Consider the following 19,541-nt stretch of genomic DNA (forward strand, 5'->3'; position numbering starts at 1 on the left):
TCGCTGCGTCGTGACCATGTCCTGCCCGCCGTTCGGCACAGGTAACTCGCGCCCGAGGCAACCATGACACGCTGGCCCGAGGGATACGGCCGTTTCGTACTGGACAGCGTCGGCTCAACCCTTGACGAAGCGGCGCGCATGGCCCCCGGTACACCCGGTGCGTTCTGGGTTTTTGCCCATGCTCAGACCGCGGCGCGTGGCAGGCGCGGGCGCCCCTGGTCCATGTACGACGGCAATTTTGCCGCGACCTTGCTGTTGCACCCCGAAGAGACACCCGGGGTCGCCGCGCTGCGGTCCTTCGTGATGTCGCTGGCGCTTTATCGGTCCTTCGTCGAGGTGACCGGAAACCCGGATGACTTCACTTTGAAATGGCCGAACGATGTCCTGCTCAGAAGCGGCAAGGTTGCCGGTATCCTGTTGGAGAGCGCAGGCCAGGGCGGCAAGATGGGGCCGCTGGCGATTGGTGTGGGGGTCAATCTTGTGCACGCACCCGGCGCGGAAGACGTGGAGCCCGGTGCGGTAAGGCCGGTGTCGCTGATGGGCGAAGCCGGGTGCAAGGTTGCAGCCGAGGCGTTCCTGACCGTTCTCGCACATCATTATGCGGCGCTTGAGAGCCAGTTTGTCACCTTTGGTTTTGCGCCGATCAGAACCGCGTGGCTCGCGCATGCCGCGCGCCTTGGGCAACCGGTCATTGCGCGAACGGGCCGCGAAGACATCTCGGGCACGTTTGAGGACATCGACGGCGATGGTAACCTGATGCTGAGGACATCGCGTGGCGTGCGGTCGATTGCGGCGGCTGACGTCTTTTTCCAAACCTCATGAGGGAGGGTGGCCATGCTACTGGCAATTGACTGCGGGAACACGAACACGGTCTTTGCGATCTGGGACGGGGAACAGTTTCTCGCCTCGTGGCGTACGTCGACCGAATGGCAGCGTACCGCGGACCAGTATTTCGTCTGGCTGAGCACGCTGATGCGCCTGCAGGGGATCGAGGCACAGATCACCGATATGATCATCTCTTCGACGGTGCCGCGGGTGGTGTTCAACCTGCGGGTTCTTGCGGACAGGTATTTCAACACACGCCCGCTGGTTGTCGGCAAGCCCGATTGTCTGCTGCCCGTCGACGTAAGGGTCGATCAAGGCACGGCGGTCGGACCGGACCGGTTGGTAAACACGGTGGCCGGTCATGATCTTTATGGCGGTGACCTGATCATGGTGGATTTCGGCACCGCCACCACCTTCGATGTCGTGGACAGCGACGGCGCCTATATCGGCGGGGTGATCGCGCCGGGCGTGAACCTCAGCCTTGAGGCGCTGCATCAGGCCGCGGCGGCCCTGCCGCATGTCGACATTTCCAAGCCGCAGGCGGTGATCGGCACAAATACGGTGACCTGCATGCAGTCCGGCGTTTTTTGGGGTTATGTCGGGCTCGTGCGTGAGATATGTGCCCGGATCAAGGCAGAACGCGAACGCGAGATGCGCGTGATATCAACGGGGGGGCTGGCCCCGCTTTTCCAGCAATCCGAGGCGCTTTTCGACGCCTTCGAGGATGATCTGACAATTCACGGGCTGACCGTGATTCACAAGTTTAACAAGGACAACGCTTAACCTCATGAGCACTGACAGACTGATTTACCTGCCTCTTGGAGGGGCGGGCGAAATAGGCATGAACGCCTATGTGTACGGCTATGGCCGGCCGGGCAAGGAACGCCTGATCGTGGTGGACCTCGGCATCGCCTTCCCGGATATGGAAACAAGCCCCGGCGTGGATGTGATCATGCCCGATATCGCGTGGCTGGTTGAGCGGCGCGACCGGATCGAGGCGGTGTTCATCACCCATGCGCATGAGGATCATGTCGGTGCCATCGCCCATACCTATGACCAGCTCAAGGCCCCGATTTATGCGCGCGCCTTCACCTCGAACATCGCGCGGCGCAAGATGGAGGAACATGGCCACCCCGAAGAGGCGATCACCACCGTATCCGCGTGGCCTGAAGTGGTTCAGGCCGGTCCGTTCGCCGTCGGTTTCCTGCCGGTGTCTCATTCCATCCCCGAAAGCTCGTCGCTGATCATCGACACACCGGAAGGCCGTGTCATCCATTCCGGCGATTTCAAACTGGATGAAACCCCGCTCGTGGGCGAACCATTCGACCCGGAGGTATGGGCGGAAGTCAGCAAGGATGGCGTGAAAGCGCTGATCTGTGACAGCACAAATGTATTTTCACCCAGCCCCGGGCGGTCCGAGGCGAGCCTTGGTCCGGAGATCACCAAGCTGGTTGAGAAAGCAAAAGGCATGGTCGTGGCCACCACCTTTGCCTCCAATGTCGCGCGGGTGAAGACACTTGCCGAGGCGGGGGAGCGGGCGGGGCGATCCATCGTACTGATGGGACGGGCCATGAAGCGGATGATCGAGGCGGCCGTTGAAACCGGCGTGCTGACCGATTTTCCGCGGATCGTCCCGCCCGAAGATGCCAAGTCGATCCCGCGCGAAAACCTGATGTTGCTGGTCACCGGCAGTCAGGGAGAGCGCCGTGCCGCCTCAGCGCAACTGTCCCGCGGCAAGTACCAGGGAATGGAGATGAAGGAAGGCGATCTGTTCCTGTTTTCCTCCAAAACCATTCCGGGCAACGAAAAAGGTGTGATCCGCATCATGAACGCCTTTTCCGAACAGGGTGTGGACGTGGTGGATGACAGTAATGGGCTGTACCATGTTTCCGGCCACGCGAACGGGCCCGATCTGGAACGCCTGACCGCCATCGTGAAACCGCAGGTGCTGATCCCGATGCATGGCGAACACCGGCATCTGCGCGAACACGTCAAGATTGCCAATCGTAATGGTATGACCGGTGTTCTGGCTGTGAACGGCATGATGGTGGATCTGTCGGGCAATCAGCCGACCATTGCCGAATACATAGACACCGGGCGCACTTATCTGGATGGCTCGGTGCAGATCAGTGCGATGGACGGGGTCGTGCGGGACCGTATCCGCATGGCGCTGAACGGCCATGTGGTGGTCACGGTCATTCTGGATGACGAAGACGAGCCGCTGGGTGAACCCTGGTGTGAACTCAAGGGGGTGCCGGAAACCGGCACAAGCAAGGCGGCGCTTGTCGATGTGCTGGAGGCCGATCTGGCGCAATGGCTTGCGCGGGCAGGGGCGAAAACCCTGCGCGACGATGACAAGCTGCACGAGGGTATCAAACGCACGGTGCGCAACACATCTCTGGATGAAATCGGGCGCAAGCCGGAAGTTACGATCGTTGTAAGCCGGCTCAGCTGAGCTGGCTTACCCGGTGCTGCGCTCTTTGAAGCTCAACCCGATGAACTCAGGCGTGTGATCGCCCAGGCCCACGACCTTGTTGCCACCGCGATCACCGCCTGCTTTGCCACGGCTGGAAGAGCGGCTGCGACTGCTGCGTTTGGGTTCTTCCGACGGCGCCTTTTTGTCCTGCACCGGCGCGTCGCCCGCATCGTTGGCGGCTTCGGTTACCGGCGGCTTCTCGGGTTGGGGGGCCTCGTCATTCTTGCGACTGCGCGACCGGCTGCGCTTGGGCTTGTCTTCCTGTTCCGTTGTCTCTGCCGCCTTGACCGGCTCAGCTGACGCCTTCTGCGCGGCCAAGGGATTGTCCAGTCTCGGGATTTCACGCTGAACCAGCCGCTCGATATCCGCGAGGTTCCGCTCGTCGCGGGGCACGCAGATCATGATCGCCTTGCCATCCCGGCCAGCGCGGCCCGTGCGGCCTATCCGGTGCACGTAATCCTCTGCGTGGCTGGGCACGTCAAAGTTGAAGACATGGCTGACCGAAGGCACATCCAGACCACGCGCCGCGACGTCTGACGCAACAAGGAACCGGAGCGTGCCGTCACGGAAACCGTCCAGTGTCCGGGTACGCTGGCTCTGATCGAGATCGCCATGGATCGGGGCGGCATCATAGCCGTATTTCTTGAGCGATTTTGCCACGATATCCACGTCAACCTTGCGGTTACAGAAGACGATGGCATTGGTGCATTTATCGCCTTCCGCGTCGATTATGTGGCGCAGTACCTTGCGCTTTTCCGAGGCCTCGCGATCCTTGCGCGACCCTTTGAACATCACGACACCCTGAGCGATGTTTTCGCCTGTCGTCGCCTGGCGAGCGACTTCTACGCGTTCGGGCGCAGACAGGAAGGTGTTGGTGATCCGCTCGATTTCCGGCGCCATCGTGGCCGAGAAAAACAGCGTCTGCCGGGTGAAGGGTGTCAGCGAGAAAATGCGTTCGATATCCGGGATGAAGCCCATGTCGAGCATCCGGTCCGCTTCGTCCACCACCATGATCTGAACACCGGTCAACAACAGCTTGCCGCGCTCGAAGTGATCCAGCAAGCGTCCGGGCGTCGCAATCAGGACGTCAACACCCTTGTCGATCAGCTTGTCCTGTTCCTTGAAGGACACACCGCCGATCAGCAGTGCCTTGGTCAGTTTCAGGTGCTTGGTATAGGTGTCGAAATTCTCCGCCACCTGTGCCGCCAGTTCCCGGGTCGGGCACAGGACCAGACTGCGAGGCATCCGCGCACGGGCGCGCCCTCGCGCCAGAAGCGTGATCATCGGCAGCGTGAAGCTGGCGGTTTTGCCGGTGCCGGTTTGTGCGATGCCGAGCACGTCCTTACCTTCCAGCGCGGGCGGAATCGCCCCGGCCTGAATTGGCGTGGGCGTTTCATAGCCCGCCTCTTCAACGGCTTTCAAAACTTTGGGATTCAGATTCAGATCAGTAAACTTGGTCATAAATGTCCGATTTTGGCGGACACTTTCTTGGCCCGCAGCAGCGTTCATGTCGGCCCGCATGGCCCTGGGGCGGCTTTGCGCCGCGACATGATGAGGGTCCATATCAACATGTGCTGCCAGCGTCAATTAGTTGTGCTATCCATTGGTGAAATCAGGAAAATGTGTCTTTAGATGCGTCTCAAGCGCCAGGTCATGGACGACAAGTAACTGCTCTTTTTCCAATCGTGACCGATGCTCCGGCGTATCGGCGCAGACTTCGTCGAAGAATGTGCGCAGGCCGTGTTCTCCCTCATGGGCGCGAATCGTTTTGAAAAGCGCGTGCAGCGTCAGCCCTCCGTCCGCCTCCGGGATCGCGGGGGCAAGATTGGCCCGGTAGGAGCCTTTTTCAAAACGATACTGATACGCGTCGCGCCATGCCTGCCAGTTGCTGGCGTGACAATGCGCCAGCGCCACCTGGTCAAGCTCCGTGCTTCGGGGGTTCATCTGTTCGTTCTGCTGGGCATTGTGAATGCGTATTTTCATGTCTGGCAAACCGGTCCGCACAAAGAGTTTGCCCGCCACATGGCTGACGAAGCCTCCCTTCACATAGGCGCCAAACGTCGGGTAGAGCCGCATTGCCGTTTCCAGACGTGCCGGACCGTTTGGCAGGAACTTCTTGAAAGCGTCGGGAAACGTAGCGGCGTCGGAGGGGGCAAGCGCTTCCATCGGTCTTGTGCGGGCGCTTTGGATATTTTGGGGCAGGGCGGCAAGCGCAGATGCCACTGGCAGCTCTGAAACCAAAAATTCGTCGACGTCCATATGGATCAGCCAGTCCACATCGCGCACGCGCCTGTAGGTTCGTGTTGCATTAAAGGACTGACGTATCTGGTGTTTGGCCGGGCGGTGCCCTTTGACTTGTTGCCAATAAGCGTCGTCGCACTGCGTCACGCGGCATTTCGGATGCGCTTTCAGGGCGGCAAATGCCCCGGGATTGGGGGCGTCGAGACAGATATGGATGCGGTGCGCACCGGCGCTCAGATGAAAGGCGGCAAAACGCAGCACATCGGCGGCGGGAGCTTTCACCGTGGCACACAGCCCCCAGCGTGCCGCGGATGTCATGCGTCTTTCTCGGGTTTGAACTTCTGAACCCGCGCGAAAATACTGCGCTGGTCCGTCATCGCCATGCGCAACATGCGGGTGGCCAGCGGCCGGATCGTCGCATCGCGTTCGCTCAGTTGCCACAAACGGGCCAGTAACACGCGATCCAGATCGCCGCCTTTCAGCGAATAAGGCTGCATGTCAAACGCCATGGGAGATCGTTTGATCTTGCGTTTCACATCGAAGGGAACATCGCCTGGCTGGCCGGTGATGCGCCGCTCACTGTCGTGCAGCTTGATCAGGTCGAATAGCGTCGACAGACCCATCCCCAAGGCACGTTGATCACCGGTTTCTCCAACATCGGCAAAGGTCGTGGCCGCCGAAATGAGCCAGCGTGTCGGCAGTTCACGCGCCATAAGTTCGCCCTGTTCCGCCCAGATACGAAAAAACACCTCGCGCGCCGCCTGTGGGGGATCGCGTCGCCGCAACACCGCGATCAATACGGCATGCACCATGTGCAGGGCGCTCTGACCTTCGAAAAGCGCTTGCAGTTCAACCCATTTGCGTTCTGCGGAATAGCGCGGAGTGTCATGGTAGTCAATCTCCGGCGCGGGCACCGTTTCCGCATGCAGGCTTTGAAGATCCACATCGGTTGGCGGCAACATGATCTCGACCCTGTCAAAAGGCCGCTGGCGCCGGTCCAACACCCGCATCAGTTTGAAAAAACCGCCCTGATGAATTTCCTCTTTGTCAATCATGGGGCGGGGTCTTCAGACCATCATCTCCTTGGTGGCAGTCAGTGTGACATCCGGGTAATCACGGCCAACCCGGTCGATATCCCATTGTAGGCGCGTCAGGTAGACGATGTCACCATCGTGGTCATGGGCAATATGCTGTTTATTGCTTTCGGTAAATTTTTCAACGGCTTGTTTGTCGCCGCTCACCCAGCGCGCCGAGGTGAACTGCGAAGCGTCAAATCGTACCGGCAACCCATATTCCAGCTCAATCCGGCTGGCGAGCACCTCAAATTGCAACTGCCCGACAACCCCGACGACAAAACCGGAACCGATGGACGGTTTGAACACCTTTGCGGCCCCCTCTTCAGCAAATTGCATCAGCGCCTTTTCAAGATGCTTGGCCTTGAGCGGATCGCCAGCGCGCACACCCTGAAGCAGTTCAGGGGCGAATGACGGGATGCCGGTGACGCGGATCGCCTCGCCCTCGGTCAGCGTATCGCCGATGCGCAGCTGGCCGTGGTTGGGAATACCGATAATGTCGCCCGCCCAGGCTTCCTCGGCCAGTTCCCGGTCGGAGGCCAGAAACATGACGGGATTGCTGATCGCCATCGGTTTCTTGGTGCGGACATGGGTCAGTTTCATGCCCCGTTCGAAATGCCCGGAAGCCAGCCGAACAAAGGCCACCCGGTCGCGGTGTTTGGGATCCATATTCGCCTGAACCTTGAACACGAACCCGGCGACCTTCTTTTCCTCCGGCAGGATTTGGCGCGGTTCTGCCGACTGGATCTGCGGTTGCGGCCCGTAGGAGGCGATGCCCTCCATCAGTTCCTTGACGCCGAAGGAGTTGATCGCCGATCCGAACCAGATCGGGGTCAGCGACCCTTCGTGCATCGCGGAGATATCGAGGGGCGGCAACAACTCGCGGGCCATTTCAAGGTCCTCGCGCAATTTCTCCAGCAGCGCCGGTGGCACATGCTCTGCGAGCTTGGGGTCGTCGAGGCCGTTGATCTCGATGGAGTCGGCCACCCGGTTTCTGTCTGCCCGGTCCATCAGTTCCAGCCGGTCACGCAGGATGTCGTAGCATCCCAGAAAATCCCGACCGACGCCGATGGGCCAGCTTGCCGGGGTCACGTCGATGGCCAGGTTTTCCTGGATCTCGTCGATGATCTCAAAGACGTCCCGGCTTTCGCGATCCATCTTATTGCAGAAAGTCAGGATCGGCAGATCGCGCATCCGGCAGACTTCAAACAGTTTCTGGGTCTGGCTTTCGACACCCTTTGCCCCGTCAATCACCATTACCGCAGCGTCCACGGCGGTGAGGGTCCGGTAAGTGTCTTCAGAGAAATCGGAGTGGCCGGGGGTATCAACCAGATTGAACCGGAACTCTTTGAAGTCAAACGACATTGCGGAGGCGGAGACCGAGATGCCGCGATCTTTTTCCATCGCCATGAAGTCCGAGCGCGTTCGGCGTGCTTCGCCCTTGGCGCGCACCTGCCCGGCCATTTGGATGGCGCCGCCAAACAGCAGAAACTTTTCCGTCAGTGTGGTCTTGCCCGCGTCAGGGTGGCTGATGATCGCAAAGGTACGGCGGCGCGCAATCTCAGGCGGTAAGTCGGGGCGGTTTTGAGGTGAGTCCAGCATGCAGCGCATATAGCGACGCAAGCAGGGCGCGGCAAGCGCAGTCAGCGCAGCGACGCCTTGCGCAAGAGGGCTGCCATGTCGGGCCGGTCCAGCAGGCTTTCGGGGACGTCGAAGATGTCCAGCCTTGAGGCGTCGTGCGGGCCGATGCGCTGACTGGCCTCGGGCGAGAGCATGGGGGCCGTACGGTCGTCGGCCAGCATCGATTCCGCGGCAATCCCTTCCGCGTAGATAATCTGATGCGTGTCAAAGAGCAGTTGATGGTAATCCACAAACCCGCCCTGCATGACCGTCACTGTCTGGCCGTTCACGAGGTGGCGCGCTTTTACCAGAAGCTCGGAGCGTCCGGCGCCCACCCGGTCGGTGCGCTGGTAGATAAAGAGACGGTGGTTGGGGCTGACAATAAGATCGTTGGTGTTGTTCAGAACGCCGGCCTGAATCCTTATGGGTGCAAAATCTCCTACGGCGCGTTGTGTGCTGCGCCCGATCCACCGAACCTGTTGAACGCCATCGTCGCGGGTCAAAACCGGGTCACCGGGTTGCAGCTCCTCGATACGTTTCTGACGGCCTGAACCCATAGTGATATGCGTTCCGCGCGCAAAGGAGACGCAGGCGATCTGGGCAATCTTTTCGGCGGTACGAGAGGTATCTATGCCCACCAGCTGGTAGTCCGCCTGCGGTATCAGCGGCGCAAGCGGCAGCGCAAACGTCTCTCGAACGGCACCGGCATCGTTGAGCTGCACAAGGACAATCACCTCGGTGACGGGCGCATCGGGAGACATCAGTGTCATCGCGCAGTCCAGATGAATCTCGGCTCCGGGCGTGCCAACCTCGCTGTTGTCAGTAATCCGGAACCCTCGGTTTTTCCCGCGCGCAAGCGTCAGGCGGTGCGTCCGGGCAGTGGCTTTCAGCCTGTAGACGTCGCCCAGCTCAAGATCTTCGGCAAAGCTCAACCCGTCCCCTTCGTTGGCACCGGCGCTTACGATCATGTCCGCCGCACAGTGCACTGCGAGCGTCTGACCGGGGCCGTATGAGGAACTCTGGGACATAGGGCGTGACCTTCTCATACCATGGTTTTCAATGCGTTAATTCAGAATTGTGGCCAGGGGCGGTCAACTTTTCGGTGTTTTGCTGGTCTCTGCCACGGTGGCGGTGCTAGGCATTGGTGGAAACGTTAGGGAGCATGACATGGATTTGGGTATCAAGGGGAAACGCGCGGTTGTTTGCGCATCTTCGAAAGGATTGGGGCTGGGCTGTGCGCAGGCCCTCGCAGCCGCCGGGTGTGATCTGGTGATGAACGCCAGGGGTGCCGAGGCACTGGAAGCCGCGGCGGAGACCATCCGCACGGCTCACGGCGTTTCGGTTGAGACGGTCGCCGCCGATATCACCGGCGATGACGGGCGCGCAAAGGTGCTGGCCGCTGCGGGTCAGGCCGACATCCTTGTCAACAATGCAGGAGGCCCACCCCCGGGCATGTGGCACGATTGGGACCGCGCCGATTTCATCGCGGCGCTTGATGCCAACATGCTGTCGCCCATTGCGATGATCAAGGCGCTGGTGCCCGGCATGATGGATCGGGGATGGGGACGTGTGGTCAATATCACCTCGCAATCCGTCAAAGCGCCGATCCCGCAACTGGGTCTGAGCAATGCCGCCCGTACCGGATTGACAGGCTATGTTGCCGGCACCAGTCGCCAGGTGGCAAGTGCAGGTGTTACGATCAACAACCTGCTGCCGGGCATTCATGCCACCGACCGCGCAGAAGCGCTCGACGGCCCGGTTGCCGCCCGCGATGGGATCAGCCTTGAAGAGGCCCGGGCGCGCCGGTCTGCCACGATCCCTGCAGGCAGATACGGGTCGCTCGAAGAATTTGGCGCTGTCTGTGCCTTCATATGCTCGCAGCATGCCGGTTTTATGGTGGGCCAGAATATCCTTCTGGACGGCGGTGCCACAAACGCCACGATCTGATCCATGGCGGAACGGTTTTCACTCAAGGATCATCTGTTCAACCGGCAAACGGTTGGTCAACTGGCGCAGGAGTATGGTGCCGCCCTCCCGGACTTCGATGGCGCAGAATTCCAACGACAGGCGCTGGCCGGGTTTGCCGACCGGGAGCTTTTGGCGCGGCTGGACTGGCTGGCCGATTGCGTCGAGGCGCAACTGGCCGGTGATTTTTCCACCATGGCGGACCAGCTGGAAGCAGCCATGCCCGCACCGCTCGACCCGACGTTGCGGGACGACGACTTTGGTCAGTTCATCCACGCAGTGCCGGGTATTCTGGCGGTCCGCCACGGGCTTGACCGGCACCGTGAACGGGCGATGACGCTGCTGCACCGCGCGACCCAGCGGTTTTCAATGGAATTCTACATCCGTGCTTTCCTCAACACCTGGACGGAGGATACCCTTGCCGATCTGCGCATCTGGGCGTCGGACAGCAATTATCACGTGCGCCGTCTGGTCAGCGAAGGCACGCGTCCCAAGCTTCCCTGGGCCAAGGCTGTATCACTGACGCCGGAGCAGACCTTGCCGCTGCTTGACGCGCTGCACGGAGACCGCACCCGATTTGTCACCCGCTCCGTGTCGAACCACCTGAACGATCTGTCCAAAACGCATCCTGATCTGGTGCTGGATCACCTGGGCAAGTGGCGGGAGGCCAAGCGCCAGCAGCCCAAAGAGCTCGATTGGATGACGCGGCACGCGCTGCGCAGCCTGATCAAGCAGGGGCACGCGGGTGCTATGTCGGCCCTTGGGTACGACCCGGAAGCACCGGTTGCGGTTGACCTGATGCTCGACACCCCGACGGTCGCGATCGGCGATGTGTTGAAATTCGGCTGTCGCGTCAGCGTAACGGCGGATTTGCCGGTGCTTGTCGATTACCGCATCACTTTTTCCCGGCCCGAAGGGCGGCAAGGGCAAAAGGTCTTTAAGCTCAAACAGGGCAAAGCGACCCCGACGAAGCCCTTCGAGGTCAGCAAGGCGCACAAGCTCAAGGGAGATGCGACGACGTTCCGGCTGCATCCCGGTCCTCATCTGTTGACGGTACAGGTCAACGGAGTGGACCGGGCGGAAGCGTCGTTCGAGCTGACGTAAACGCCGGTTCACAATCGCGACAGATTGGCGTCGCGGTACTGGTGGCGGCGGCGCGGCTTCGATACCGGTCTGAAAACACGCGGCAAAAGGCCCCCATTGATGCAAACCACCATCCTTGTCGTTATCTTCGGCGCAATCGTCATTGCCAGTCTGCTGGCTGCACCCCGCCGGGCGAGTGTCGAAGGCTTTTTCAGCGGCAAGTCCGAAAGTGGCGCGGCACCCGGCCTGTGGGTGCTTGTGCTGAGCCAGGTGACAACGTGGATTTTCGCGCGGTCGCTGATGAACGCCGCCATTCTGGGGTATTACTACGGGATCGCGGGTACGCTGGCGTATGCGGTCTATTACGGGTCCTTCCTGACGGGTGGCTACATCGTCGGCCACCTGCGCGCGCAGGGGGCTGGTTCCATGCAGGAATGGCTGGGCGTGCGGTTCGGGGCAGTCGGGCAGGGCGCCTATAACCTGGTGGTCGGCCTGCGGCTTTTGTCGGAGGTCTTTGCCAACCTGCTGGTGGTCGGGCTGATCTTCGACGCGCTGGCCGGTGGCAACGGCACCGTCGCGATCCTCATCGTATCGGTGCTGGGACTGGCCTATTCCGCATGGGGCGGGTTGAGCGCCGCCCTGCGTACCGACGTCGTTCAGATGCTGTTGTTCCTTCTGGCGCTGATACTGGCCTTCGGCGCCCTGATCATGACGCCGGGTTTCTCGTGGTCCGCGGTGCTGACAGCGCCCGGTGCCTCCGGGGCATACAACGGGTGGATCCTGCTCGCGGTTGCAGCGTTACAGGTCTTTTCCTATCCGGCGCATGATCCGGTGATGATGGACCGCGGCTTTCTGGCGGACACGGAAACAACGCGCCGGTCTTTCCTGCACGCCTTCTGGATATCGATGCTGTGCATTCTGGCCTTTGGGTTTTTCGGCATTCAGGCGAGCCTTGTCGGTGCCCCCTACGAAGGACAGCTGATCGGCACCTGGGCCGGGATGTTCCCGTCATGGGTTTTCGTGCTGCTGGTTATCTCCCTGCTGGTTTCCGCGATGAGCACGCTTGATTCCGCTCTCGCGTCATCGGCGCGTCTCGCGGTGGAGGAGCTTGGTCTCGCGACGCGCAGCCTTTTGGGGGGGCGGGTGGTCATGGTTGTCGTTATGGGGCTTGGCGCCGCCTTGACGCTATGGGGCAACGCGACGCTTTTTGACGCCGTGGCGGTCAGCGGGACCGCGTCCATGTTCCTTGCGCCGGTTCTGCTGGTCGGGCTGGTCGGCGACAGAGATATCCCGCTCTGGTCCTATCTTGTCGCCTTTGCGGCTGCGGTCGGGGGGGCGTTCGCCTATTTTGCCCGCGAGTGGCAGGGCGTGGCGGCGTGGTTGCCCGAAGGTCATAAATACGAACAATTGCTGGTTATCTGCCTCGTGGTATTAAGCATCGGTTTTGCAGCAGTGCTTGCGGGCGCCCGGAAGGGCTGATAGCCCGTTATCCGATGAATTCTATCGGATTTGACGAGACCCGCGTGACACCTGTTCCCCCAAGGCTGGAAGTCAAGAACCTGATGCGCTCCTTCGAGGGGCGCACGGTGGTCAACGATATCAGCTTTGCCATCCAACCCGGTCAGGTCACCTGTCTTTTAGGGCCTTCGGGATGCGGCAAATCCACAACCCTGCGCATGATCGCCGGTGTGGAGATGCAGGACAGCGGAGAGATTTACGTGGACGGTGCGCTGGTCTGTGACACCATTTTCAGGTTGCCGCCGGAACGGCGGGAGATTGGTCTGATGTTCCAGGATTTCGCGTTGTTTCCGCACCTCAGCGTCGCCGATAACGTGGCCTTCGGCCTGACATCGGGCTCGAAGGCGGAAAAGCGGGCACGGGTGGAAGAACTGCTGGAGCGGGTGGACCTGATGCGGTTCATCGACGGCTACCCGCACCAATTATCAGGCGGCGAACAGCAGCGTGTCGCCCTGGCCCGGGCGCTGGCCCCGAAACCCAAGATCATGCTGATGGACGAGCCTTTCTCGGGCCTCGACAACCGCCTGCGCGATGGTATCCGCGACGAGACGCTCAACATTCTCAAGGAGCAGGACACGGCCGTATTGCTGGTCACCCACGAGCCGGAAGAGGCCATGCGCATGGCCGATGAGATCGCCCTGATGCGCGATGGCCGGATCGTACAGCATGGTGCGCCCTACAATGTCTACACCCGGCCGGTGGACAGGGCGGCCCTTGCGTTTTTCTCGGATGCGAATGTCCTGCATGCGACGGTGGAAGGGGCGCTGGCGCAGACGCCTTTCGGTCAGTTTCTGGCGCCGGGGCACCCGGACGGGACGATGGTCGATATTGTCTTTCGCCCGCAGCACGTGCGCATCGATTTCGACCGCGGCGGAACCGGGCCGAAACCGACCGCGACCGATGGCACAGCCGCGCGGGGCGTTGTGCAGCGGGCCCGGTTCATGGGCAATGAAAGCCTTGTGGAGTTCGTGATGGATTACGACGATTCCATCTTGCGCGCGACCGTTCCGAATGTCTTTTTGCCGAAAGTTGGCACCGTGATGTGGCTGACAATCCGGCGCGACAAGTGTTTTGTGTTTGACGCCTGAGGGCAGATGGGAACCGCAATGCAGAAGCTATTGGTGGAATTCGGAATGGGCACATCCCTGAGGCGGGGTGACTACACGCAGGCGGCGGTGCGCGGTGTGCGCGACGCGCTCTGGCACAACTCGATCAACCTGGCCGAGCTCTTCGGGTTCGAGAAAACGGACATGCAGATCATTGTCGACATCGGTGTGCAAAAGCCGCAGGCGGTGGATGTCGAAAAGGTGCGTGCCGTGTTCCCCTACGGACATGCCGATGTGCGCGTGCATCACGGCGGGCTGGATGCGCCGCGTCCCGATGGCGAGGGGCACCCGACGATCATGGCCAACGTTGCGCTGACCGTTGGCTTCGAGATGGAGCGGGCGGATGACTGACCAACGCGTGATCATCGAGATGGGCATGGGCAATGATCTGCACGGGCAGGACTATACCAAGGCCGCCAAACGGGCGATCGAGGATGCGTTCCGTCATTCCTCCCTGCCGCTTTTTGGTGCGATCGGATTGGATCACGCAGAAATGCGGGTTCAGGTAACCGTGGGGGTTCAGGACCCTGATGCCGTCGATGCCAGCGATCTTGTTGCGACACTGCCACGGGGCCGCGCCAAGGTGCGCGTGGTCAAGGGCGGTTTGAACGTGACCACGGTAACGGGTGACCCCATCGTGATTGCACAAGCCAGTGTCGAAGCCTTCCTGCCGCCGCAAACCCAATGGAAACTGAAGAAGTAAGCCCGCGGCTGCATCACGGGACGTAATCGGCAATGGTTTTGCCGGGTTCGTCCACGAACATCTCCGGCAGGGCCTCCGCCGTCTGGATCAGATCCACGCGAAATACGCGAAAGGCATTGCGCATTTCGCACCATGCTGTGATCGTCCAGATGCGCCCCCAATACTCCATATGGAGTGGGCGAATGGTGCGCGTCGTGACCTGGTTTTCCTTTGATGTGTAGGTCAGCCTGATCTTTTGCTTTGCACGAATGGCGGCACGCAACGTCGGCATATGCGCAAACCCGCGGGCGGCATCGGCGAAGGGATAGACTGCGAATTTCCACGCATCCGCGTCAGCGACTGTCTGCGTGGGCAGCACGGCATCGACTTTATCCGCAAGGCTCAGTGCGGCGGCCTTGAGATCAGGGTCCGCCGCCTCGCCGACTATCGCCATGCCAAGGTTCAGCGCTTCCAGTTCCTCGACGGTCAGGGTCAGCGGCGGCAGGGTGATCGCCTCGGTAATCATGTATCCGACGCCGCGTTCGCCTTCCACCGGTATGCCGGAGGCCATCAGCGTGTCCATGTCGCGATAGATCGTCCGCGTCGAAACCTCGAGCCGGTCCGCAATGTCCTGCGCGCGGTGCAGCTTACCATCGCGCAGGATCTGGATGATGTCGAACAGGCGGTCAGAGCGGCGCATGCTGCCGTTGTGCCAGCCTGACGTCGCTTAGTCCATCGTCAGCATAATCGGCGCATGGCGCATCGTCGCGCTGCCTTCTTCGATGGCCTTGAGCATGGGCATTGCTTCAGGGCGCTGCATCAGCTCCTGAGCGGCCGTCTTGGCCGCTGACATGGAGGTCCAGGTGATATGATCGGTCCAAAGCCCGTCCGCGTCCACGCTCAAAGTACGCGAGATGACGGCACCGGACGCCCGCAGGAAGGGCGCGATGCCATTGGCAGCTTTCAGGAATTCCTCCGGAGCCACACCTGTCGCCAAGCGAAAGGTGACAACTTCGGCAACAGGCTCCGAAACCCCCAAGCCGCGGGAAGTATCGGGTGCTGACCGGGCGATCAGAGTGTGATGTAAAGGGTGTGCGCGCATGATCTGTCCTTTCATTGTCTTGCGTCGGCATGGACATGACAGGGTACAACTGACATAAACCTGTCAGTTGAGTTTGATCAACGCGACTATTTTGGTATTTGTGCCGCGTCGAGCAGGGGCAGACCGGCTTTGATGCTTTTAGCCAGCGCGGGAGGTCCTTACAACGGAGGCCGACCAACGCCGCCATCGAAAGGGCGGCAAAAGTAATGGGAGAACTGAAATGTTGAACAATATTGGCCTGCCGGGCCTCCTGCTGATCGCCGTTGTGGTGCTCGTGCTGTTTGGCCGTGGCAAGATTTCCAGCCTGATGGGCGAAGTGGGCAAGGGCATCACCTCGTTCAAGAAGGGCATCAGCGAAGGCCAGGACGAGATCACGAATGCGTCCGAGGAAGCCAAGGACGTGACGCCCGAGACCGAAAAAGACAAGGTCTAAAACATGTTTGATATTGGCTGGACGGAGATGCTGGTTATCGGCATCGTCGCGCTGATTGTCGTGGGCCCGAAGGATTTGCCGGTGCTGTTCCGTACGTTGGGGCAGTTCGTCGGCAAAGCCAAGGGGATGGCCCGCGAATTCAGCCGGGCGATGAATGATGCGGCAGACGAATCCGGCATGAAGGACGTGGCAAAGGGGCTGAAGACGGCGACCAACCCGATCAACTCCGCGATGGACGGCGTGAAATCGGCTGCGGCAGATCTGGGGAAATTCGACCCTGACAGCGAGACGGGTAAACTGGCTGCCGAACGGGCGGAGCAGACCAAGAAGATACAGGCAGCCACCGCGCGCGCCGCCGCAGACCGCAAGATGAAGGAAGCGGAAGAGGCACAAGCCCACGCCACGGCACTGGAAGCGTCGCGTGACGAGACCACCACCGGTTCTGCCACAAAGAGTGATACATGAGCGCTTCTGACGACATAGACGAAAGTGCCGCCCCGCTGATCGAACATCTGGCGGAGTTGCGGACCCGGCTGATCCGGTCGGTCATCGCCTTTCTGGTAGGCATGATCGTGTGTTTCACGGTCGCGACGCCGATTTTCAATTTTCTGACCGATCCTTTGTGCACGGTGTTGTCTGATCGCGGGCAGGATTGCGATCTGATTTTCATCAGCCCGCAGGAAGGTTTCTTCGTGGCGATCAAGGTCTCGCTGCTGGGCGGGCTCATCCTGTCGTTCCCGGTGATCGCGCATCAGATGTGGCGCTTTGTGGCCCCGGGGCTTTACAAGAACGAAAAGGGGGCATTTCTGCCCTTCCTTGTCGCCTCTCCGGTGATGTTTCTCCTGGGCGCGTCTTTCGCATTCTACATCGTGACCCCGCTGGCGTATGATTTCTTCCTTGGGTTCCAACAGTTTGGCGAGGGAGGCGAAGCGGTCGTCGGCGACCCCGCCGTCGCACCGGGGCTCAGCGTGGTGTTTCAGGGGTCGGCTCAGGAGTATCTGAACCTCACCATCAAGTTCATCGTTGCCTTCGGCATGTGTTTTCAACTGCCGGTGCTTCTCACCCTTATGGGTAAGGCCGGTCTTGTCAGTGCTGAAGGGCTTGGGAACGTGCGAAAATATGCGGTTGTTGCCATCCTCGTTCTTGCCGCGCTGGTGACGCCGCCGGATGTCATCACCCAGGTCATTCTCTTTGTCGTTGTCTACGGTCTTTACGAAGTTTCGATTTTCCTCGTCAGGCGCGTGGAGGGCAAGCGTGAGGCGCGCCTGCGCGCAGAGGGGTATTATGATGACGAGGACGACCTGACGTGACCCCCGACCCGATGGAGCGTATTGCCGCGGCGCTGGAACGCATGGCGCCGCCGCCTCAGGCGAGGCCGGATTTTTCTGCCGCCCCGGTATTTGTGTGGCATCTTGACCCCGACAGGCTGCAACCGGTCACGAAAGTCGCGCGGATTGCGTTGTCGCTGCTGGTCGGGCTGGACCGGTCACGCGACACGCTGTTGGCAAATACCGATCAGTTTGCCCGGGGCATGCCTGCCAACAATGCACTCCTCTGGGGGGCACGTGGCATGGGAAAATCAAGTCTTGTCAAATCAATACACGGCGAGGTTCAGGCAAAACATGAAGCTCTGCGCCTGGTAGAGCTGCACCGCGAGGATTTTCCCTCTGTCGGGCGGTTGCTGAACATGTTGCGCGATGAACCCTATCGCTTCATCCTGTTTTGCGATGACCTGTCCTTTGGTCATGACGACGCCCATTACAAAAGCCTCAAGGCAGTGCTCGACGGCGGTATCGAAGGGCGTCCGGACAACGTAGTGCTTTACGCGACCTCCAACCGGCGTCACCTGATGCCCCGCGACATGATCGAAAACGAACGCGGGAGCGCGATCAATCCGTCCGAAGCGGTGGAAGAAAAGGTTTCTCTCTCTGATCGGTTCGGGCTGTGGCTGGGTTTTCATCCCTGCGATCAGGATCAATATCTCGAGATGATCCGACGCTATTGCGATGCGTACGGCGTTCGGATTTCTGACGAAGATCTGCGCGCGGAGGCCATCGAATGGCAGGCAACGCGTGGCTCCCGATCGGGCCGTGTCGCCTGGCAGTATTTCACCGATTTGGCGGGACGCCGGGGCGTGACGCTTGCCGATTGACCGGCTGCATCAGGCGTATCACCTCTGCGCCGCGGGGTCTGCGCGGATAATACGACCGGCCGCTTTGCAAGGAAATCATCAGTGTCGTACAGGGGCCTCTGCGCCGTCCCCCAAGGGTAAAGGACGCAAACACCGGCTGCGGGGATCTGAGGTCGCGCGCTGTCATGGTGTCAGACACGCGGCTTCAAAATGGCGCAGACAGGGTGCGGCTTTAGGCCCATAGGATTTCAGGTCGGGAAACAGGGTTTCGATTTCCTGACGTGCTGCTGGGTTGACGGTCTGCAGGGTCATGTCGCCGGGGTAGAGGCTTTCTGACCACAGGCCGGACGCCTGCACCAAATGATGCGCGTCAAACAGAATATGGCAGTATGTAACCATACCGCCCGGCCGCCTGTAGATGCCGTCATGCGTCAAGAGGTCGACTGCCCGCACCAGAACATCTGGCATCCCGTACAGCAATTCTGCGCGCCAGTCTTCCACCAGCAACGCGTGCTGGGGCGAAACAATCACATCACTGTCATTGCCCATAACGCCGGCCGAGATCACGATCGGAGCAAGATCACCCAGCGCGGGAACCTGCGTACTGCCGGTCCAGCGCAGCGGCTGAAGGCCGGCATCGCGGGTCAGGATCATGTCGCCCGCCGCGAGGGATTCCACGGGCCGCGGTCCGGTGGAGGTTTCGATCAGTGTACCAGCTGCGAAACACACGACCGTGCCGCCGAGGCCCGCATGGGATGTGCCATCGTCATTTTCAACGACCGGCCCGCTCGTCAGATCCACCCCCTCCGGGGGCATGCCATCTGGGAAGACCAGAAAATACCCATCTTCCAACGCATCGTTCGTGTCGTCGTCATTGTTCAGGTCGACGTCAATGACACCGACGCGCCACGTGGTGGTGCCGTCCGTAACTTCGAATGTGTAGTCCCACATGACCTGCCGGTCTGTGCCATCGATATCGACCGTTTGCGCGCGCCGGGCGCCAATCTGAATATCACTGCTGATCGTCTCATTCGTCGGGTCGCCGTTGAACGTTCTGTTCCCGTTGCTGGCTTCTTCGATGACGAAATATGTGTCGGTGCCTTCCCAGCGCCAGGTTCCGGAGGGGGCAAAGCGGTAATCCACCAAAGCGCCGCCGTCAGTGGTGGTCTGCGTGCCGAAGATGGCAAAGGTGTACCCGTAAGACCTGGGCATAAGGTAATCCAATGGTTTCGTTACAATTGGATTGTTTCTGCAAGGGAAACGCGGCAGCAACGTGACCCAAGGCC

At 60.6% G+C, this 19,541-nt stretch carries 21 protein-coding genes; 13 read left to right on the forward strand and 8 right to left on the reverse strand.

Annotated elements, in window-relative coordinates:
- The first annotated feature begins 63 nt into the window (after positions 1-63).
- The 3 genes from KX928_RS09025 to KX928_RS09035 are packed head-to-tail and all read left to right on the forward strand — an operon-like array spanning position 64 to position 3,280.
- Complete coding sequence (locus tag KX928_RS09025; RefSeq protein WP_219501244.1) at positions 64-822, forward strand: biotin--[acetyl-CoA-carboxylase] ligase; 759 nt, start codon at positions 64-66, stop codon at positions 820-822.
- A 12-nt stretch (positions 823-834) separates the two neighbouring features.
- Positions 835-1,608: a type III pantothenate kinase gene (locus KX928_RS09030; protein WP_219501247.1), complete on the forward strand. Its 774-nt coding sequence runs from the start codon at positions 835-837 to the stop codon at positions 1,606-1,608.
- 4 nt (positions 1,609-1,612) lie between these two features.
- On the forward strand, positions 1,613-3,280 hold the full coding sequence (locus tag KX928_RS09035; protein WP_219501250.1) for a ribonuclease J: 1,668 nt from the start codon (positions 1,613-1,615) through the stop codon (positions 3,278-3,280).
- A 6-nt stretch (positions 3,281-3,286) separates the two neighbouring features.
- On the opposite strand, the gene KX928_RS09040 is transcribed toward KX928_RS09035, so the two are convergent.
- From KX928_RS09040 to KX928_RS09060, 5 genes are all read right to left on the reverse strand, one after another.
- Positions 3,287-4,762 (reverse strand): DEAD/DEAH box helicase, encoded by a 1,476-nt coding sequence (locus KX928_RS09040; protein WP_219501253.1) that lies wholly within the window; start codon positions 4,760-4,762, stop codon positions 3,287-3,289.
- A 135-nt stretch (positions 4,763-4,897) separates the two neighbouring features.
- Positions 4,898-5,860 (reverse strand): glycosyltransferase family 2 protein, encoded by a 963-nt coding sequence (locus tag KX928_RS09045; protein ID WP_219501257.1) that lies wholly within the window; start codon positions 5,858-5,860, stop codon positions 4,898-4,900.
- The gene (locus KX928_RS09050; RefSeq protein WP_219501259.1) at positions 5,857-6,597 is read right to left on the reverse strand and encodes a hypothetical protein; all 741 of its coding nucleotides are present in this window, start codon (positions 6,595-6,597) and stop codon (positions 5,857-5,859) included. Before KX928_RS09050 ends, KX928_RS09045 begins: the two co-directional genes overlap by 4 nt.
- 12 nt (positions 6,598-6,609) lie before the next feature.
- Positions 6,610-8,217 (reverse strand): peptide chain release factor 3, encoded by a 1,608-nt coding sequence (locus KX928_RS09055; protein WP_219501262.1) that lies wholly within the window; start codon positions 8,215-8,217, stop codon positions 6,610-6,612.
- A 41-nt stretch (positions 8,218-8,258) separates the two neighbouring features.
- Positions 8,259-9,263, reverse strand: coding sequence for a Hint domain-containing protein (locus tag KX928_RS09060; protein WP_219501263.1), 1,005 nt, complete (start codon positions 9,261-9,263; stop codon positions 8,259-8,261).
- Between the two features lie 139 nt (positions 9,264-9,402).
- On the opposite strand from KX928_RS09060, the gene KX928_RS09065 reads away from it, so the two are divergent.
- The 6 genes from KX928_RS09065 to KX928_RS09090 all read left to right on the forward strand — a co-directional run bounded on the left by KX928_RS09065 (position 9,403) and on the right by KX928_RS09090 (position 14,610).
- Complete coding sequence (locus tag KX928_RS09065; RefSeq protein ID WP_219501265.1) at positions 9,403-10,182, forward strand: SDR family oxidoreductase; 780 nt, start codon at positions 9,403-9,405, stop codon at positions 10,180-10,182.
- A gap of 3 nt (positions 10,183-10,185) precedes the next feature.
- Positions 10,186-11,304 (forward strand): YhaZ family DNA alkylation repair protein, encoded by a 1,119-nt coding sequence (locus KX928_RS09070; protein WP_219501267.1) that lies wholly within the window; start codon positions 10,186-10,188, stop codon positions 11,302-11,304.
- A 99-nt stretch (positions 11,305-11,403) separates the two neighbouring features.
- On the forward strand, positions 11,404-12,762 hold the full coding sequence (locus KX928_RS09075; protein WP_219501269.1) for an SLC5/6 family protein: 1,359 nt from the start codon (positions 11,404-11,406) through the stop codon (positions 12,760-12,762).
- 83 nt (positions 12,763-12,845) lie between these two features.
- Positions 12,846-13,889 carry an ABC transporter ATP-binding protein gene (locus KX928_RS09080; protein ID WP_373274797.1) on the forward strand — a complete coding sequence of 348 codons (1,044 nt, stop codon included), beginning with the start codon at positions 12,846-12,848 and terminating at the stop codon, positions 13,887-13,889.
- A gap of 18 nt (positions 13,890-13,907) precedes the next feature.
- Positions 13,908-14,258, forward strand: a complete 351-nt coding sequence (locus tag KX928_RS09085) for a Lin0512 family protein (protein ID WP_219501272.1) — start codon at positions 13,908-13,910, stop codon at positions 14,256-14,258.
- Positions 14,251-14,610, forward strand: coding sequence for a Lin0512 family protein (locus KX928_RS09090; protein ID WP_219501274.1), 360 nt, complete (start codon positions 14,251-14,253; stop codon positions 14,608-14,610). The genes KX928_RS09085 and KX928_RS09090 overlap by 8 nt, the downstream gene beginning before the upstream one ends.
- Before the next feature lie 13 nt (positions 14,611-14,623).
- On the opposite strand, the gene KX928_RS09095 is transcribed toward KX928_RS09090, so the two are convergent.
- Together KX928_RS09095 and KX928_RS09100 are read right to left on the reverse strand one after the other, a co-directional pair.
- Positions 14,624-15,289: a helix-turn-helix transcriptional regulator gene (locus KX928_RS09095; protein ID WP_219501276.1), complete on the reverse strand. Its 666-nt coding sequence runs from the start codon at positions 15,287-15,289 to the stop codon at positions 14,624-14,626.
- 27 nt (positions 15,290-15,316) lie between these two features.
- A complete protein-coding gene (locus KX928_RS09100; protein ID WP_257883644.1) occupies positions 15,317-15,691 on the reverse strand; it encodes a hypothetical protein in 375 nt (124 codons plus the stop codon).
- A gap of 220 nt (positions 15,692-15,911) precedes the next feature.
- Between KX928_RS09100 and tatA the strand changes: the two genes are divergently transcribed.
- From tatA to KX928_RS09120, 4 genes are read left to right on the forward strand one after another with little or no spacing between them, the layout of a single operon-like run.
- Positions 15,912-16,124 (forward strand): twin-arginine translocase TatA/TatE family subunit, encoded by a 213-nt coding sequence (gene tatA / locus KX928_RS09105; protein ID WP_219501277.1) that lies wholly within the window; start codon positions 15,912-15,914, stop codon positions 16,122-16,124.
- A gap of 3 nt (positions 16,125-16,127) precedes the next feature.
- The gene (tatB, locus tag KX928_RS09110; protein ID WP_219501279.1) at positions 16,128-16,589 is read left to right on the forward strand and encodes a Sec-independent protein translocase protein TatB; all 462 of its coding nucleotides are present in this window, start codon (positions 16,128-16,130) and stop codon (positions 16,587-16,589) included.
- Positions 16,586-17,434, forward strand: a complete 849-nt coding sequence (gene tatC / locus KX928_RS09115) for a twin-arginine translocase subunit TatC (protein ID WP_219501281.1) — start codon at positions 16,586-16,588, stop codon at positions 17,432-17,434. Before tatB ends, tatC begins: the two co-directional genes overlap by 4 nt.
- Positions 17,431-18,276, forward strand: coding sequence for an ATP-binding protein (locus tag KX928_RS09120; RefSeq protein ID WP_219501283.1), 846 nt, complete (start codon positions 17,431-17,433; stop codon positions 18,274-18,276). The genes tatC and KX928_RS09120 overlap by 4 nt, the downstream gene beginning before the upstream one ends.
- Before the next feature lie 162 nt (positions 18,277-18,438).
- On the opposite strand, the gene KX928_RS09125 is transcribed toward KX928_RS09120, so the two are convergent.
- Entirely contained in the window at positions 18,439-19,467 is a 1,029-nt protein-coding gene (locus KX928_RS09125) for a Hint domain-containing protein (RefSeq protein WP_219501285.1), read from the reverse strand.
- Positions 19,468-19,541 lie beyond the last annotated feature (74 nt).

Origin of the sequence: Roseobacter insulae, from assembly GCF_019375555.1 — a bacterium.
Taxonomy (GTDB): Bacteria; Pseudomonadota; Alphaproteobacteria; order Rhodobacterales; family Rhodobacteraceae; genus Roseobacter; species Roseobacter insulae.